17 protein-coding genes are annotated in these 15907 nt (G+C 35.9%); 11 read left to right on the forward strand and 6 right to left on the reverse strand.

Annotated features, from left to right (window positions below; genetic code table 11):
- Positions 1 to 45 precede the first annotated feature (45 nt).
- Both WC623_RS07975 and WC623_RS07980 read left to right on the forward strand, forming a co-directional pair.
- Positions 46 to 891, forward strand: coding sequence for a hypothetical protein (locus WC623_RS07975; protein WP_372849734.1), 846 nt, complete (start codon positions 46 to 48; stop codon positions 889 to 891).
- A 107-nt stretch (positions 892 to 998) separates the two neighbouring features.
- Complete coding sequence (locus WC623_RS07980) at positions 999 to 3890, forward strand: outer membrane beta-barrel protein (RefSeq protein WP_372849736.1); 2892 nt, start codon at positions 999 to 1001, stop codon at positions 3888 to 3890.
- 69 nt (positions 3891 to 3959) lie between these two features.
- Here the strand turns inward: WC623_RS07980 and WC623_RS07985 are convergent, their stop codons facing one another.
- The 3 genes from WC623_RS07985 to WC623_RS07995 all read right to left on the reverse strand — a co-directional run bounded on the left by WC623_RS07985 (position 3960) and on the right by WC623_RS07995 (position 7603).
- A complete protein-coding gene (locus WC623_RS07985) occupies positions 3960 to 5165 on the reverse strand; it encodes a right-handed parallel beta-helix repeat-containing protein (RefSeq protein WP_372849738.1) in 1206 nt (401 codons plus the stop codon).
- 248 nt (positions 5166 to 5413) lie between these two features.
- A complete protein-coding gene (locus WC623_RS07990; RefSeq protein WP_349786144.1) occupies positions 5414 to 5743 on the reverse strand; it encodes a DUF3276 family protein in 330 nt (109 codons plus the stop codon).
- A gap of 69 nt (positions 5744 to 5812) precedes the next feature.
- Positions 5813 to 7603: an ABC transporter ATP-binding protein gene (locus WC623_RS07995; protein ID WP_372849740.1), complete on the reverse strand. Its 1791-nt coding sequence runs from the start codon at positions 7601 to 7603 to the stop codon at positions 5813 to 5815.
- 112 nt (positions 7604 to 7715) lie between these two features.
- Here WC623_RS07995 and WC623_RS08000 point away from each other — a divergent pair, with 112 nt between their 5' ends.
- From WC623_RS08000 to WC623_RS08040, 9 genes are all read left to right on the forward strand, one after another.
- Positions 7716 to 8804, forward strand: coding sequence for a Glu/Leu/Phe/Val dehydrogenase (locus tag WC623_RS08000; protein ID WP_372849742.1), 1089 nt, complete (start codon positions 7716 to 7718; stop codon positions 8802 to 8804).
- A gap of 90 nt (positions 8805 to 8894) precedes the next feature.
- Positions 8895 to 9788 (forward strand): transcription antitermination factor NusB, encoded by an 894-nt coding sequence (gene nusB / locus WC623_RS08005; RefSeq protein WP_372849744.1) that lies wholly within the window; start codon positions 8895 to 8897, stop codon positions 9786 to 9788.
- 4 nt (positions 9789 to 9792) lie between these two features.
- On the forward strand, positions 9793 to 10239 hold the full coding sequence (locus tag WC623_RS08010; RefSeq protein ID WP_372849746.1) for a DUF1573 domain-containing protein: 447 nt from the start codon (positions 9793 to 9795) through the stop codon (positions 10237 to 10239).
- Positions 10240 to 10273: 34 nt separating this feature from the next.
- On the forward strand, positions 10274 to 10603 hold the full coding sequence (yajC, locus tag WC623_RS08015; protein WP_372849748.1) for a preprotein translocase subunit YajC: 330 nt from the start codon (positions 10274 to 10276) through the stop codon (positions 10601 to 10603).
- Between the two features lie 190 nt (positions 10604 to 10793).
- Entirely contained in the window at positions 10794 to 11681 is an 888-nt protein-coding gene (locus tag WC623_RS08020; protein WP_372849750.1) for a CdaR family protein, read from the forward strand.
- On the forward strand, positions 11681 to 12277 hold the full coding sequence (gene coaE / locus WC623_RS08025; protein WP_372849752.1) for a dephospho-CoA kinase: 597 nt from the start codon (positions 11681 to 11683) through the stop codon (positions 12275 to 12277). Before WC623_RS08020 ends, coaE begins: the two co-directional genes overlap by 1 nt.
- A complete protein-coding gene (locus tag WC623_RS08030) occupies positions 12274 to 13215 on the forward strand; it encodes an exonuclease (protein WP_372849754.1) in 942 nt (313 codons plus the stop codon). The genes coaE and WC623_RS08030 overlap by 4 nt, the downstream gene beginning before the upstream one ends.
- On the forward strand, positions 13215 to 13382 hold the full coding sequence (locus WC623_RS08035; RefSeq protein ID WP_372849756.1) for a DUF5522 domain-containing protein: 168 nt from the start codon (positions 13215 to 13217) through the stop codon (positions 13380 to 13382). The genes WC623_RS08030 and WC623_RS08035 overlap by 1 nt, the downstream gene beginning before the upstream one ends.
- Positions 13382 to 13831, forward strand: coding sequence for a MarR family winged helix-turn-helix transcriptional regulator (locus WC623_RS08040; RefSeq protein WP_372849758.1), 450 nt, complete (start codon positions 13382 to 13384; stop codon positions 13829 to 13831). The genes WC623_RS08035 and WC623_RS08040 overlap by 1 nt, the downstream gene beginning before the upstream one ends.
- On the opposite strand, the gene WC623_RS08045 is transcribed toward WC623_RS08040, so the two are convergent.
- From WC623_RS08045 to WC623_RS08055, 3 genes are read right to left on the reverse strand one after another with little or no spacing between them, the layout of a single operon-like run.
- Entirely contained in the window at positions 13828 to 14562 is a 735-nt protein-coding gene (locus WC623_RS08045; protein ID WP_372849760.1) for a ZIP family metal transporter, read from the reverse strand. The genes WC623_RS08040 and WC623_RS08045 overlap by 4 nt on opposite strands.
- Complete coding sequence (locus tag WC623_RS08050) at positions 14544 to 15125, reverse strand: phosphatase PAP2 family protein (protein ID WP_372849762.1); 582 nt, start codon at positions 15123 to 15125, stop codon at positions 14544 to 14546. The genes WC623_RS08045 and WC623_RS08050 overlap by 19 nt, the downstream gene beginning before the upstream one ends.
- Complete coding sequence (locus WC623_RS08055; protein ID WP_372849764.1) at positions 15122 to 15853, reverse strand: class I SAM-dependent methyltransferase; 732 nt, start codon at positions 15851 to 15853, stop codon at positions 15122 to 15124. Before WC623_RS08055 ends, WC623_RS08050 begins: the two co-directional genes overlap by 4 nt.
- Positions 15854 to 15907 lie beyond the last annotated feature (54 nt).

A 15907-nucleotide genomic window follows, 5' to 3' on the forward strand; every position in this document is an offset into this window, starting at 1 on the left:
TATGAAGTCTTACAACTAATGTCGGACTTAAATACAACACCAAATATGAAATCAGGATTCCAAAAAGTTGCACTTTGTACGGTATTGTTTGCCAGTCTTGGTACTATTGCCCAGGCTCAAAAAGTTAATGAATTACAGGAGGTTAGTATATTCGCTCCCCATGCAATAAAGATAGATGGTAAGAATTTTGAATGGAAAGAAAGTGATTTTTCTGTTAGCAAACGTACCAATCTTTCTTATATAATCAGTAACGATGAAAAGAATCTATATCTGATCATTAAGTCTACTGATGTGTCTAATAATACTAAAATTATGGCCGGTGGAATTACTTTTTCTGTAAATCCAGATGGTAAGAAAAAAGAAAAGGAGAGTATAACTTTAACCTACCCTCTAGTGGTCAACCCTGCCAGAACAAGAGGTAGCAGGCCTGCAGTAGGCATGACTATGGCTATGGGAGGAGGAGGCAGGCCGGATGCTAAACAAAGAGATTCTTTTATGGTAGCCAGGCAAAAAACACAATTGAAGACCGCTAAGGAGATTAAAATCAGTGGATTTAAGAATACAACTGATACTTTAGTATCTATTTATAATGAATATGGTATTAAAGCATTTGCAAATATTGAAAATGATAATTCATTCTTTTATGAAGTAGCCATTCCCCTGGAAGCGTTAGGTCTTTCGGTGGATTCCCCTAAGGAATTCGCATATAATATTAAATTAAATGGACTTCAGTTACCTGGCTTAGATGGTGGGGGCTTTGGAGGCGGCGGTCGCGGTAATTTCGGTGGCGGCGGTGGCGGGAACTTCGGTCGTGGTGGTGGTGGAATGGATTTCCAGGCCATGTTAAGTCCCACCGATTTTTGGGGAAAATACACCCTTGCTAAAAAGTAATATCTTAATGGTGTAGAGAACACACATATACACCCCAACATACACACACAAACACACAAATGAATTATTTTAATCGGGTTACGGCCAGAAAATTAAACACCTTTTTTATGCCGAAATACCTACAGAGTCTTAAGAAATTGAGCATTGTTTTATTAATGATGTTTAGTTTTACCGAGGTATTTTCACAACAGCCGGCAAAACAGGATCCACCACCTCCGTTACCTACCCGACAGATTAGTGGGATTGTAAAAGACAGTACAGATTTAGGGGTAATAGGGGCAACAGTAAGTCTTACATCTGATAAAGACACCTTAAAGACTTCGACAAACAGTGATGGGATTTTTGTGTTTAAGGAAGTGAAATCTGCTACTTATACACTTGTGGTTCAAAGTATAGGTTATGCTAAGTCGCCAGTCATGCGTTTCAAGCAAAATGATATGATTCCGAGGATCGTTATGGATCCAATAATGCTAAAAGAAGAAAAAAACCTCTTGAATGAAGTGGTAATTAGTGGGACACCGGCGATAACTTATAAGACTGATACTGTAGAATATAAGGCCAGTGATTATGTTGTCAGAGCTAATTCAACAGTTGATGAGTTGCTGAAGAAGATGGAGGGAATGGAAGTAGGGAATGATGGAACACTTGTACATCAAGGTCAAAACGTAACCAAAGCAAAGTTAAATGGAAAGGAGTACCTGGGTGGTGATATTGCAAACGCTATAAAAAACTTACCAGCTGAAATTGTTGACAGGATCCAAATCGTTGATGATTATGGTGATCAGGCGGCTCGTACTGGTATTAAAGATGGCGATCCTGAAAAGGTATTGAACATTACAACCCGTACGGATAAGTCGGTGGGTAATATGCTTCGTGTAAATGGAGGTATTGGTAACAACAAACGTTATGATGCAGGACTTTTTGGTACCCGTATAAATGGAAATCAAAACATCGGAATTAACGCTAAGTTTAACAATACTGTAAATGGTGTTGCAGGTGGTGGTGATAATGGTGGTGATAGTGGTGGCGGAAGAGGTGGCCGCGGTGGAGGAAATCAAGGCAACAGTGGCAATAGTGGGAGTGGCGGTACAACAACTTCTGGAAACGGTTCCTTCAGTATCCGTGATAAGGTTGGTAAGAAAGTTGAATACAATCTAAATTATGGTTTCTCTACTACCAGAACAAAATCGTTGAATGATAGTTATTCTGTTACGCCAAACAGGGTACGAGATACAATTACTGGTAGAGATACGACCGTAAATACTTTTGCCAACAGTATTATTAATGGTGACAATATTTCCAGAAATCATAATTTAAGGGCAGAGATTGAGATTAATTTAGATAGCAATAATTTTCTGCGTTTTGTTCCTACGTTTAAATATAGCCTTTCTGATAACAAGAGGTTTTCAAATGTTAAACAGACTGGTTTTTTGCACCAACTCAGGGATGGATTAAATTCAACTAAAAACACAAGACCTCAATTGGGTGCTTCTATATTTTATCAGCATATTTTTGCTAAGCCCAGAAGGAATATGTCTATGCAGGTTGATGTCAATAGCAACGATCAGGATCAGGAAACAGAACAAGACATCAAGATTATTTATTATTTAAGTCAGGATGAGCAGCAAACAAAGGATTCATTGGTGAACCGTATTATTGCACGTAAAAATCTTCAAAATAATTACAGGGGAAGTTTTACTTATGTAGAGCCATTGTCACTTAATACCCAATTAGAGCTAAATGCACAGGTTAACTACAATGGCTATGATAATACAGCAACAACAAGAAATATTATTGATGGAGATCAATCAAGTGTAATTGACTCTTTAAGTAACATTTATAACTATTCATTTACACAAGGGCGAATCGCTTTAAATTATCGCTTTGGCTTAAGTAATATGTCGAAAGTAAGATTCTCTTTAGGAGTAACTGCTGTTCCGACTTTACTTTCTGGATCGAAAATGAGTTTAGGTACAACAACTACTAGAAGTAGTTTTAATATGATACCTATTGCACGATTTGAGTATTTATGGTCAAGACAGCAAAAGCTATCTATTAATTATGCTGGTAACGCAGTTGAACCAACTTTTGACCAGATACAACCAGTTCGTGATGTTTCGAATCCTCAAAACCCAATAGTTGGTAATCCAGACCTGCTTTCTACTTTTGTACATTCTGTAAATGCCAGCTACAACAATTATATTCCTAATTCGAAGTTAAATCTGACGTTAAACCTGAATTCATCTTTAACTGATAATGCTGTGATCAGAGATAATCGCCAAATCGAAGATTTAATCTATGACGAAAATAATAAACCGGATACCGTTTATATTACCGAAACAAGATTTTTAAATATGAGTGGGGTTTATAGAATTGGTGGTAATTATAATATTAGCAAACAACTTAATAACCGTAAATATAACCTATCACTTAGTGGTTCTGTGAATTATGACCATCGTATTTCCATGAACGCCGGGCAACAAAATATTAATACCGTACTGACAATGGTAGAGCGTTTTGGCCCCAGAATTAATCCAACGGAATGGTTTGAGATTAACCCCTTTGTTTCTTATAACTATACCAGATCCGAAAATAGCTTGAAGGGCTTTATTGATTCAAGAACGAATACGCTTGCATTGAACGTAGATGGACGTGTATATTTCTGGGATACATTCTTGTTTGGATACAGCGCAAGTAAAAATTATGTGAGTGGTATCAATGCAAATGTAACGAGCAATCCGTTTGTAGTAAATGCTTATCTTGAAAAGGAGATGTTTGACCGTAGAGGCAGACTTACTTTCCAGGCATTCGATATATTGAACCAGAATAATTTCGTAAGTCGTGATGTAAGTCAGGATGGTGGTTATACGGATACTAAATCCAATGCCTTAAGTCGTTATTTCATGCTTCGTTTTAGTATGCGATTGCAAAAGTGGTCTGGTGCTAAAGGAAAAGGCGGCAGAGGGATTATGCGTAGAGGAGATGGAAGTTTCATGTAAACGGATTATGAAACTAATTAAAGAAGCCCTGTTGAATGATTCAACAGGGCTTCTTTAATTAGTAGATGTTTAGTATAAATCATCATAAAAAGCCAGGGCTTCTTCGTATGTAGTCGCCAAACCTGTGGCTGTAACTGCTGTTCCAATACTTACGATTCCTGTCCAGGGAGCCACGGCTCCATATCCACCTTGACATCTATAGGATACATTAGTCGCGACATTTGTATTCGTATTGCCTCCAAAAAGTATTTTTGTTCCGTCCAAACCTAATTTGGAAGACATTATTGCCCTTTTTGCCGCTACAGTACTGCTTCCGCTGCCTAATATAGTTGCATCAGCTGCACTTATCAAATGCGTTCTATCAGGAGGATTATATCCACTATGATGAAAGACCAGGGCGTACCTGGTGAGTTGAGTGCCAGAAGTACTATAACTGAAGCTATTATTAGTGATCATAAAACTGGTGCCAAATCTCTCATCTCCCGGATTAACATCATTGAAAACTGGTACTTCAACAAAAACTGGATTGACTCCTGTTAAATATGTTCCAGTTGAGATAAAGGTGTTGCCATAGACAACACCATGGGTGGAATTATTCCCTCTAAACCTTACAAAGGATCCTGCGCAATCTGTAAAAGTATTGTTAATTACTTTTAGCCTTTTCACTCCATAAGCGCCATAAATCATATGACAATGAGAATCTAATCCAACTGTTGAAAACACATTTTGTCTGACAATTATATTATCTGACGTATCGTAATGAGCCCCCAAAGCACCATAATAAACATTTGGCATATTTTCGAATCTACAATAGGCTACAGTGACGTTCTGACTCCTTTGTATCGTAAGTGCATAGTCTGTTACAGGACCCGTAAACTTTAATCTATGTATTAAAATGTTTTTACAAGAGCTCAAACCCATTAATTTAGCAATGGAACCTGTAATGATAGCCGAACCAATTGTATTACATTTCAACTCCAAATTATTGGTTGTATGGCCAATATTGGTTAAAGAAATCGTTGATGTCAAATTGTATGTTCCATCAGCAAAAACGATATCAACAGGATTTGATTGCAGCAACGTTTGAATATTGGTCCAAAATGCAGTATTAAAAACTGTAGTGGGTGTTACATTAACAATGGTAGTTGCTAATAAAGACAGTTCGCTTGTCTTTCCTTCACTTTTTAAAAGTAATGAGTCTTTTTCGGTTTCCTGTTTGTCACAGGAATAAAGGAAGATTAATGTTACTCCCAATAATAAAATGCTTTTTTTCATAATAAAGGGGTTAAATTGTTTAACTCTAATTTATCTAATTTTTTTCGTTAACGTACACAATTAATTAAAATTTCTTTAAAGGGGGTGGAATAACTGATTAAGATATTTTGTATCTATAAAAGCACTTCAGAAAATATGGATCAAAAGGGTATGCATAAAAAAACCTTAAACAACTTATAGGTTATTTAAGGTTTCTTATTGAAATTGTAAATCAAAAAATAGTCGGACTATTTCATAATGTTATGTTTTTAGAATGAAAAATCGTCGTTGTGACTCTTGTTTCCCACTCCTTCATGATTTTCAGAATATTCATAGCGTTTTTCAACAACATCCTGATGGTTCTTGATGTATTCAACGGTTTCATTTAAACCCTCTGCAAACTTTTCAAAGTCTTCTTTATATAAGAAAATCTTATGTTTTACAAATACACCGTCCTCTAGCCTTTTTTTGCTTTCTGTTAAGGTTAGGTAATAATCTCCCGATCTGGTTGCTTTCACGTCGAAAAAATAAGTTCTTTTACCGGCCCTTACTTTCTTCGAGAAAACCTCTTCTCTCTCTTTGTTGTCAAATTCTCCCATGGTTGGTATTGATCTTGGTTTTTGGTTCGGGTAAATATAAACTAATAATTATTAAACTTCAAAATGAAATTAGTTAGTTTGATTCTCTTCTTCCAATAATTGGTTCTGATACATTTCAGAATAAGCACCACCAAGAGCCAATAGTTGTGTATGTGTGCCTTGTTCTATGATCTGACCGGCATCAAGTACAATTATCTTATCTGCATTTTTTATCGTTGAAATCCGGTGCGCAATCAATATACTTGTCCTGTTTTTCATAATTCTGCTAAGATTATTCAAGATTTCTTCTTCCGTTCTTGTGTCTACAGCAGAAAGACAGTCATCAAAAATCAATAAACGTGGCTCTTTAATTAGGGCCCTTGCTATTGATACCCGTTGTTTTTGTCCACCTGATAAAGTAATTCCTCTTTCACCAAGCATAGTTTCAAACTTTTGATCAAAATCAATGATATTATAATATACAGCTGCATCTTTAGCTGCAGTTTCTATTTCTGTGTCAGTAACCTGATCCAGACCAAATGCAATGTTGTTCTTTATGGTATCTGAGAAAAGAAATACTTCCTGTGGTACAAAACCGATCTGGCTTCGGTAATTATTTAGGTTTAAATCTTTTAATGGCGAATCATCCACACTAATTAAGCCCTTATCCACATCATACATCCTCATAATTAAATTAGCCAGGGTAGACTTTCCTGATCCCGTGCGACCAATGATCGCAACAAATTGGCCTTGTTCAATCTCAAAGCTTACATCTTTAATCGCCTGAATACCGGTGTCAGGATAGGTGAAGCTAACCTGATTAAACTTGATATTGCCCTTAAGTTCTGATGTTCTTATATTATTTGAATTGATGTCAGGCTGCAACTGTAAAAATTCATTGATACGTTTTTGAGAGGCGGAGGCACGCTGAATTAATGTGGTTACCCAACCCAACATAGAAACAGGAAAAGTAAGTTGGTTAACATATACTATAAACTCAGCAATATTTCCTGGAGTAATTGACCCATCTATTACTTGTATACCACCAATATAAATGGTTAAAATGGTGCTTAAGCCTACTAGTAATAACATAGTTGGATAAAAAAGAGCTTGTACCTTTACAAGGCCCATTGCATTGTCTTTGTATCCCTGACTTTCTTTAGCGAATATTTCTTGTGTGTAATCTTCTCTTACATAGGATTTTATCACCCTTATGCCTGAGAACCTTTCTTGTACAAAACTGGATAATTTAGATAGCTGTACTTGTATCTGTTCACTTTTTTGATTGATAAGCGTATTGACAAAGTAAATAATCAAAACAAGTACAGGTAGTGGCACTAAGCACCAAATGGCTAATGTGGCATTTACTGAAAACATGGCATATATAACCAATAAGAATAATACTGCTGTGTTAATGGTATACATAATGGCGGGGCCAACATACATCCTAACCCGGTTTACATCTTCTGTAGCCCTGTTCATCAGATCACCTGTATTATTGCGACGGTAAAAGCCAAGGCTCAATTTTTGGTAATGCGCATAAATCTCATTTTTCATGTCAAATTCAATGTGTCTGGACATTAAAATGATGGTTTGCCGCATAAAAAACAGAAACAAGCCACGTAATAAATACAGCACTAGAACGAGTAATCCAAAATAGAAAAGACTTACACTAAATATATCGTATACAATGGATGCTCGTTCAAAACCATTAAACAAACGGTATATTTGTATATTTTCGGTGATGAGGTTAAAGGCATGGCCTATTACCTGTGCAGGAATTACCCCGAAGATATTGGAGATAATCACAAAGAAAACCCCTGGGATAATCCACCATTTATATTTATAGAAATATTTATTTAAAAAACGGAGGTGCTTCATCAGGATGTAAAGTTATCCAAATGAACCTACTTTTTTTAAACTCTTTGGTTAAAACAATGTAAATAATGTTTTTTTATGCTAGTTTTGCGACATATCTGATAAACAAAATTATATGTCTGGGAATAGTTCTATTGTGAATTCAGTTTTAGATCAGTTGAGTGCATCGGGGCACAAGAAGGTCGTATTTTGCAACGATCCTGATACCGGGTTAAAAGCCATTATTGCGATTCATGATACTACATTAGGTCCTGCTTTAGGTGGAACGAGAATGTGGAGCTATGCTACGGAGGCGGAAGCGCTTGAAGATGTACTCAGATTATCAAGTGCAATGACTTATAAAGCTTCTATCACCGGATTAAATTTAGGTGGTGGTAAAGCTGTTATCATTGGTGATTCCAGAAAAGAAAAATCTGAAGCTTTGATGCGTAGCTACGGACGGTTTATTAAGAATCTGAATGGTGAATTTATCACTGCAGAAGATTTGGGAACTACCACTAAAGATATGGAATACATCCGCATGGAAACAAACCATGTGACAGGTGTGCCAGAATCATTAGGTGGAGCAGGTAATCCAGCACCAACAACTGCTAAAGGTGTTTATTTAGGTATCAAAGCTTGTGTAAAAGAAGTATTTGGAACAGATATGCTTGCCGGACGTTCTGTTGTTGTTCAGGGAATAGGTAATGTTGGGGAGCACCTTGTAGCGTTGCTTAGAGCTGAAAATGTAGAAGTTTATATCAGCGATATCAATGAGGAGAAGCTACAGCATGTTGCCCGTACTTATAAAGCAAAACCTATAAGTGCTGATAAGATATTTGGACTGGATGCAGATATATATGCGCCATGTGCATTGGGCGCAACTGTGAATGATAAGACGATCAATAAAATGAAGTTTGCCATTATCGCAGGTTCTGCAAATAATCAGCTTGCTGATGAAACAGTACATGGACAATTGTTGTTAGATAAAGGCATATTATTTGCCCCAGATTATTTAATTAATGCTGGGGGACTGATTAGCTGTTATTCTGAGCTAACGGGCTTTGGTAAAAAACGTACCATGCAGCTTACTGAGAATATTTACAATGCAACAAGAGACGTTATAAAAATGTCTAAAACAGATAATATACCAACAATATGGGCAGCTAACCGTATTGCTGAACAAAGGATAATCGATATCAAAAAAATAAAATCATCATTTTAATCACCAGGTAATTTACCACTCGTTCTTACATTCATGTTAAATAGAAGGCACTTAAGAATTAAAGCTCTGCAAAATATTTTTGCTTGGCAAATGACAGACAAAAAAGATCTGGCAGCCTCAAAGAAGGCGTTAATGAAAAGTATTGATGACGTATACGAAATGTACGTTGGCATGCTTTCGCTTTTAGTTGAGACTACAGAGTATACAGGTATAGATGCTATTGAGCGTTCTAATAAACACCTGCCTACTGCAGAAGATCTTAACCCAAATATGAAGTTGTTAAACAACAAATTTGCGGTTACATTAAAACAAAACCCTGATTATCTTGCGGCAATTCACAAGTATAAGATCAACTGGATGGCAGATCCGGAGTTTGTAAAAGCTATTTTTAACACTTTAAAAGTTACCCCTGAGTACGCTGCATATCTGGCAGATGAAGACAATAGTCTTGAAGGCTCAAAAACAATCATCAAGTTTATCTTCAGAAAAATCATCCTTAAAAGTCATAACATTATTCAGGCATTTGAAGATAAGTTTATCAACTGGTCTGTGGATAAAGAAGTGATGCAGGGAATGGTGGCTAAAACAATTAAAAACTTTACCTCAGAAGATCCTTTTAAAAATAGTCTGACTCCAATTAGTCAGGATTGGGAAGAGGACAGCAAATTTGTTCAGGATCTATTTGCATATACCCTTAGAAACAATAAGGAATATCATGAATTAATTGCAGAAAGAACAAAGAACTGGGAATCGGAGCGTATTGCATTGATGGATACAATTCTAATGAAAATGGCTATCTGCGAGTTGTTAAACTTCCCTTCAATACCAGTAAAGGTGACAATTAACGAGTATCTTGATTTGTCAAAAGATTACAGTACACCGAAAAGTAATTCGTTTATTAACGGTATCTTGGATAAAATTTTAGGCGATCTTAAGAGAACTGATAGTATTCATAAAACAGGTCGTGGATTAATAGAAGAATAACAAAATGAAGAAAATCTTTGTATTGGCTTTGGTAGCTGTATCATTTGCAGCTTGTCAGAATTCTGGAAAAAATAACAGTACAGCAAGTAGTGCTAATGAACTAACCGTAAATGCTGGTCATGAAGCTATTCCTGATGGTGAAGCTGCAGTAATGAGTTTCGAAAAAGAAAATTATAACTTTGGTAAAATTTCCCAGGGTGAAAAGATTTCTTATAGCTATAAGGTTAAAAATGTTGGTAAAAGCCCTTTAATTATTTTAAATGCTACTGCAACTTGTGGTTGTACAGTACCTGAAATACCTGCTGCACCAATTAAACCTGGTGAAGAAGGTGAGATTAAAGTGGTGTTTGACAGCCAGGGAAAATCTGGAATACAGGATAAAGTGATCACTGTTACCTCGAATGCAACTCCAAATATTGCTAGTTTACATTTAACTGGTGAAATCGACTAAAAATCAAATTAATATACAATTTATATAATAGAATATGATATCAACAGTAATTTTGCAAGCCCAGGGAAATGGTATGTTAAGTACACTTATACCAATGGTTTTAATCATGGTAGTGTTTTACTTTTTCATGATCAGACCTCAGGTTAAAAAAGCGAAAGACCTTAAAAAAATGGTTGAAGCTTTAAAAAAAGGAGATAAAATTGTTACCACTGCAGGCATTCATGGCCGTATTGCAGATATGAACGAAACTACATTTTTAATTGAAGTTGAAGGTGGTACAAAGATTCGTTTTGATAAAACAGCAGTATCATTAGATGCTACAAAAGCAGTTGCTCCTAAGACAGAAGAGTCTACAAAAGCCTAATCTCTGTAAAAGATTATGAAGAAGTCTGTATCGTTGGGTACAGACTTTTTTTATGGGCAGCTTCGTCTTAATTATTTCTCTTTTTAACGTATTTGGTCTTGAGAGCATATTTATTTGTATTTTTACATCGATGCCCTTTATAAAACTGACAAAAGTAGAGCGGAAGCGAATCCTCGTTTTAACTACCTGTATGCTTATAGCAATTGCAGCATGGTTGTTTATGGCATTAGATAATAAATACCCTTATACTGTAAAGACTGTTTTAAAGTATAATAATATCCCCCAGAAAAAAGCATTCCACCCATTACAGTCAGATACAGTAGATTTAAAAGTAGAGGGTACCGGGTGGCAGTTGTTGTTTGCGCGGTTAAGGATCAAACCTCAGTCTATATCTATCAGTCTTGAAAAGTTAAATAATAGAAATTTTATCCTTTTTTCTGAGCAGTTATATAATGTTAATGATCAGCTTGAAACTTCACAAAAAATTATATCTGTAAAACCAGATACCTTGTATTTCGACTTTTCAGAGAAAACGGTGAAAAGAGTACCCGTAAAGCTGCAATCTGAGATCGGATTTGTAAAGCAGTATGGAATCTCAGATCCTATTGAAATTACGCCAGATTATGTTACTATTTCTGGACCGGAGGAGGAATTGCATAAGATTAAAGAATGGAAGACAGATTCGCTTACTCTTGATGATATACAGTATACTTCAAAAAAGGTTGTTCCAATGATGCAGAGCAAGATGAAAAATGTGAGCATTTTTCCAGCAAGTGTTGAAGTGAAGGTTCCTGTTGATGAGTTTACAGAAAAGGTTCTTGATATTCCCCTTAAGGTAATTAATAATAGGGAATATTATAGTGTAAAACTGTACCCAAGGAAGGTAAAGGTTACTTTTTTGGTAGCACTGTCTAAATACAACCAGGTTAATGAAGAATTTATTGAGGCTGTGGTCGATATGAACGAGTGGAAAGAATTAAAGCATAATAAATTAAGGGTTAAGGTGGTTCGTTTCCCTGATTATTGTAAGATGGTAGCAATTACACCTGGGAAAGTTGATTTTATTATTGAAAAGTAATGCTGAAGATAGGGATAACAGGAGGAATAGGAAGTGGAAAGACAACCATTTGCAGGATATTCGAAACATTAGGAATTCCGGTGTTTTATGCGGATACTGTTGCCAAGCAGATTATGGTGACTGACGAGATTTTGATAGAAGGAGTAAAGAAGGCTTTTGGGATAGAAAGTTACAGCAAGGATGGATTATTAAATAATAAACACATAGCGGGTATTGTATTCCATAATGCTAAGGAACTGGCCAGGTTAAATGAACTGGTGCATCCGGCAGTATTCCGTGCTTTTGATGAATGGGTAAAGGCGATTCCTCAATCTGTTCCATATGTTTTAAAAGAAGCGGCTCTATTATTTGAAAGTGGATCATACAAAATGTGTGATCAGAATTTACTTGTTATTGCTCCGGAAGAAATAAAAATTCAAAGAGTAATGCAACGTGATGGGGTAACGGCAGAACTCGTAAAGGCTCGGATGGACAAACAGATGTCTGATGAAGAGAAAATAAAAAAGGCTGACCATATTATTTATAACAACGAAACAGATTCATTGATCATTCAAGTGACAAGGTTACATCAACTGTTTTTAAATATTTCTGAATGATACTCGATGATTTTATTGTGTTAAACAAAACAGGTTTGTTTTGTAGTTATGGGGATTTTTATTTGGATCCTAAAGAGATTGTGAAAAATGCTGTGATTTCTCATGCACATGGTGACCATGCAATTGGTGGTAATTTAAATGTGTTTTGTACTGAAGCTACTGCTTTATTTATGAAACACAGATATAGGAAGTTTGCAGGTAATGAGTTTCATATCAAAGCTTATCATGAAGTTTTTGATATGAATGGTGTTAGGATCAGCTTTATACCAGCTGGACATATTTTGGGTTCTGCTCAGGTATTAATGGAGTATAAAGGTGTCAAGTATCTTTATACTGGGGATTATAAACTTCAGCCTGATAAAACATGTGAACCTATCGAATTTGTTGAGGCTGATGTACTTATTACAGAAACTACTTTTGCCGATCCAGGTACTCAGCATCCAGTTGCTGAAGAAGAAATCTTAAAACTGAATAGTACGCAAACTAACATTATGTTAGGAGCTTATGCTTTGGGTAAATGCCAGCGATTGATTAGTTTAGTGAATGATCATTGTATAGAAAAAAGGATATTGGTTCATCATAGTATGCTGCCTTTTGTTAAAATATATGAACAAATGGGCATAAACTTGGGGCGATATGAAATGTACGATCGTAAGGTGATGAAAAATAATCCCAGCAATATGATTTATTTAGTCCCCCCGATGGTCTTTAGAAGTTATTTTAAAGCCATTAACGTGATTAGAGTGTTTGCTACTGGATGGAAGCATCTTCAGAATAATAATGAAATGCAATTGTATATCTCTGATCATGCTGATTGGAATGATATTCTTTTTACTGCTAAAATGGTTAAACCATCCGAAATATGGACGAATCATGGAAGTGGGGTACAGCTGAAAAATTACTTTGAAGGAAGTTTGGTCGTTAAATTGCTAAACTGATGACTGAAGGGGACGACTATTATTTTAACGACGAGGGTTTAATGGTGTTTACAAAAGCGTATCACCTAAAACGTGGCTTTTGTTGTAAAAATAAATGTAAACATTGTCCCTGGAATTATGGTAAAGTAAAAGGGAAATACCCTAATGATGGTAAACAACAGAAATAATGGATTTGCAGAAAGAATTAAAAATTTCCAAGTTTGAAAGTGCACATCAACAGGCTATAGTAAATGTGTTTTTTACTTATACCTGGTGTCATACTCATATGAAAAAGACGATGTCTCCATATGACATCACAATACAACAGTTTAATATTCTAAGGATTTTAAGGGGACAGAATCCTACACCTTGTAGTGTAAACACCTTGAAAGAAAGGATGCTTGATAAAATGAGTGATGCTTCAAGGATTGTGGATCGTCTGGTTCAGAAAGGACTTGTATTGAAATCAACTAGTGTTACAGATAAACGTTCTGTGGATGTTGTAATTACAAGAAAAGGTCTGTTATTACTTAAAAAAATTGACATGGAAGTAGATTTATCAGCAATGGTGGCTCCTAATTTGTCGATTGAAGAAGCCACTCAATTAAACATACTTCTGGATAAATTTAGGGGTTAGTGCGCATGGCCACTATGCCCTGAGGTATAAAAACCAATAAGGGCAATTCCAACACCACATAATACCGCAATCATTTTACGTTTACTGACCTTGTGGTCGACACTAGATTCAAACAGAATTGTGGTAGAAATATGTAGGAATATACCAATCACAATACCCATGATCTTATTAAAATAAGCTTCAACGCCTCCAATACTTCCATTGCTCAAGCCGTAGCTTACATAAAAACCAAGTGGTGCCATAGCTGCAAATATGCTGATATAGAAAATTACGCTGTTTCTGTTAAATTTACTTTGCAGTAGGATACTTGCAAGCGCAAAAGCAGCAGGGATATGATGTAGTGAAATACCATAAATTAATGCGTTATGCTGGTCTTTTGCAAGTGGCATGCCTTCAAGAAAAGCATGTAGACATAAACTGATCATAATTCCATAAGGGAAAACTTTACTGTCATCGTGTTTATGAATATGTCCATGTTCAACACCTTGCGAAAATTGCTCTAATAATATCTGCAGTAAGAAACCGATTAGAATGAATATCCCAATATCATGATGATCTGCGCCACTATATGCTTCGGGGATGAGGTGTAGCACCGTAATAGCAAATAAGTAAGCCCCACTAAAGGAAAGAATTAATTTGAGTAATTGTGATTTGTCACTTTTAACTAAAAAGATTGCAGTACCTCCTAAAAAAGCACTGAAAAATAACATGACTAATTTCCAGATTTCCATTCTGATTGTGGTTGTATTTTTTTATAAATTTTTGATGTTGTAAGGCCTATTGCAGTACCCAGAACTGCTCCCACCATGGTATCTATTGGGTAGTGAACCCCAACATATATTTGAGAGAAAGATATGATAAATGCCCATGCCAGACCGATAGGGAGAACGGGTTTCCATTTGTCATAGAAAACAAAGATCAGAAATATTGCAATAGCAAAGTGATTGGTTGCATGGGCAGATGGAAAGCTGTATCCACTTCCACAAGGCACCCGGCGTATAATCTCGTCAACTAAGGTAATTTCATTGCATGGCCTGATTCGGGCAACCAAGGGCTTGATAATTCTTGAAGCTAGCATATCACCCATTGCAAAAGTTACCAGCATCATTCCGATAATATAAGCTCCTTTTTTCTTGTATTCAATAAAGCAAAAAATGATGATAAACAAGTAAAGTGGAGCCCAGAAATATCTGTTGCGCATTAAAGGTAATAACCAGTCAAAGAATGGGTTGGCCATTCCTCTATGGATTTTTAGAAAAAGCTCTACATCAAAGTGCTGTAAGCTCTCTATCATGCTTTTTTGCAAATTAAAATTAAACGCTCAGATTTATTTTCATCAAATTCTTCCAGTGAATAACTTCCAAATGTAGCGCTAATTTGCAAACCACTTTTTGTCAGCATTCTTTCAAAATCAGCAAGTTCAAATGCCTGTACACGCTCTTCGAAGGCATAAGGTTTGCCACGGTGCTCAAAATTAATATGTTTTATTATTTTGCCATTAGAGACAAACTTATTGAGATGGAATTCAATTCCTTCAACAGTTTTGACCTCATTTTGAGTAAGATTTTTAATGATCTTTTGCGTATTGAAGTAATCTAAAACTAAAGTGCCATCTGCTTTCAAGCCTTTTCTGAATGATTTTAAAGCATTTACATGATCTTTCTCAGTGTCGAAATAGCCAAAACTGGTAAAAAGATTCAAGGCGATATCAAAGTAGTTGATAAAGCATAGTTTCCTCATGTCATGAACAAAAAAGTGCAGGTGCTTTTGTTCAAATTGTTGAGCATACTTAATACTTTGTTCGGAAAGGTCTATTCCTGTTACGTCATATCCCTTTTTATTCAGGTAAATGGCATGGCGACCTCTTCCACAAGCAATATCTAGTATTCTTGAATTTACCGTAGGTTTTAAATAGACGGAAAGGTTATCAATTAAGTATTCAGCCTCAGCATCATCACGTTGGCTATAAAGAATGTGATAATAGGGAGAGTTGAACCAATATTGAAACCATTTACGCTGCATAGAGCTAGTATTTTTGATGTTTAGAAAAAGACAAATATAGTGTTTTGCTCTGCA

The organism is Pedobacter sp. (assembly GCF_041645105.1).
Taxonomy (GTDB): Bacteria; Bacteroidota; Bacteroidia; order Sphingobacteriales; family Sphingobacteriaceae; genus Pedobacter.

Bases quoted from the DNA above. Each gene is read 5' to 3' on its own strand.
- WC623_RS08000 (WP_372849742.1), top strand. From the start codon at position 7,716: ATGTCTGGGAATAGTTCTATTGTGAATTCAGTTTTAGATCAGTTGAGT.
- WC623_RS07980 (WP_372849736.1), top strand. From the start codon at position 999: ATGCCGAAATACCTACAGAGTCTTAAGAAATTGAGCATTGTTTTATTA.
- WC623_RS08055 (WP_372849764.1), bottom strand. From the start codon at position 15,853: ATGCAGCGTAAATGGTTTCAATATTGGTTCAACTCTCCCTATTATCAC.
- WC623_RS08045 (WP_372849760.1), bottom strand. From the start codon at position 14,562: ATGGAAATCTGGAAATTAGTCATGTTATTTTTCAGTGCTTTTTTAGGA.
- coaE (WP_372849752.1), top strand. From the start codon at position 11,681: ATGCTGAAGATAGGGATAACAGGAGGAATAGGAAGTGGAAAGACAACC.
- WC623_RS08040 (WP_372849758.1), top strand. From the start codon at position 13,382: ATGGATTTGCAGAAAGAATTAAAAATTTCCAAGTTTGAAAGTGCACAT.
- WC623_RS07990 (WP_349786144.1), bottom strand. From the start codon at position 5,743: ATGGGAGAATTTGACAACAAAGAGAGAGAAGAGGTTTTCTCGAAGAAA.
- WC623_RS08010 (WP_372849746.1), top strand. From the start codon at position 9,793: ATGAAGAAAATCTTTGTATTGGCTTTGGTAGCTGTATCATTTGCAGCT.
- WC623_RS08020 (WP_372849750.1), top strand. From the start codon at position 10,794: ATGCTTATAGCAATTGCAGCATGGTTGTTTATGGCATTAGATAATAAA.
- yajC (WP_372849748.1), top strand. From the start codon at position 10,274: ATGATATCAACAGTAATTTTGCAAGCCCAGGGAAATGGTATGTTAAGT.
- WC623_RS07985 (WP_372849738.1), bottom strand. From the start codon at position 5,165: ATGAAAAAAAGCATTTTATTATTGGGAGTAACATTAATCTTCCTTTAT.
- WC623_RS08030 (WP_372849754.1), top strand. From the start codon at position 12,274: ATGATACTCGATGATTTTATTGTGTTAAACAAAACAGGTTTGTTTTGT.
- nusB (WP_372849744.1), top strand. From the start codon at position 8,895: ATGACAGACAAAAAAGATCTGGCAGCCTCAAAGAAGGCGTTAATGAAA.
- WC623_RS08050 (WP_372849762.1), bottom strand. From the start codon at position 15,125: ATGATAGAGAGCTTACAGCACTTTGATGTAGAGCTTTTTCTAAAAATC.
- WC623_RS07995 (WP_372849740.1), bottom strand. From the start codon at position 7,603: ATGAAGCACCTCCGTTTTTTAAATAAATATTTCTATAAATATAAATGG.
- WC623_RS08035 (WP_372849756.1), top strand. From the start codon at position 13,215: ATGACTGAAGGGGACGACTATTATTTTAACGACGAGGGTTTAATGGTG.
- WC623_RS07975 (WP_372849734.1), top strand. From the start codon at position 46: ATGAAATCAGGATTCCAAAAAGTTGCACTTTGTACGGTATTGTTTGCC.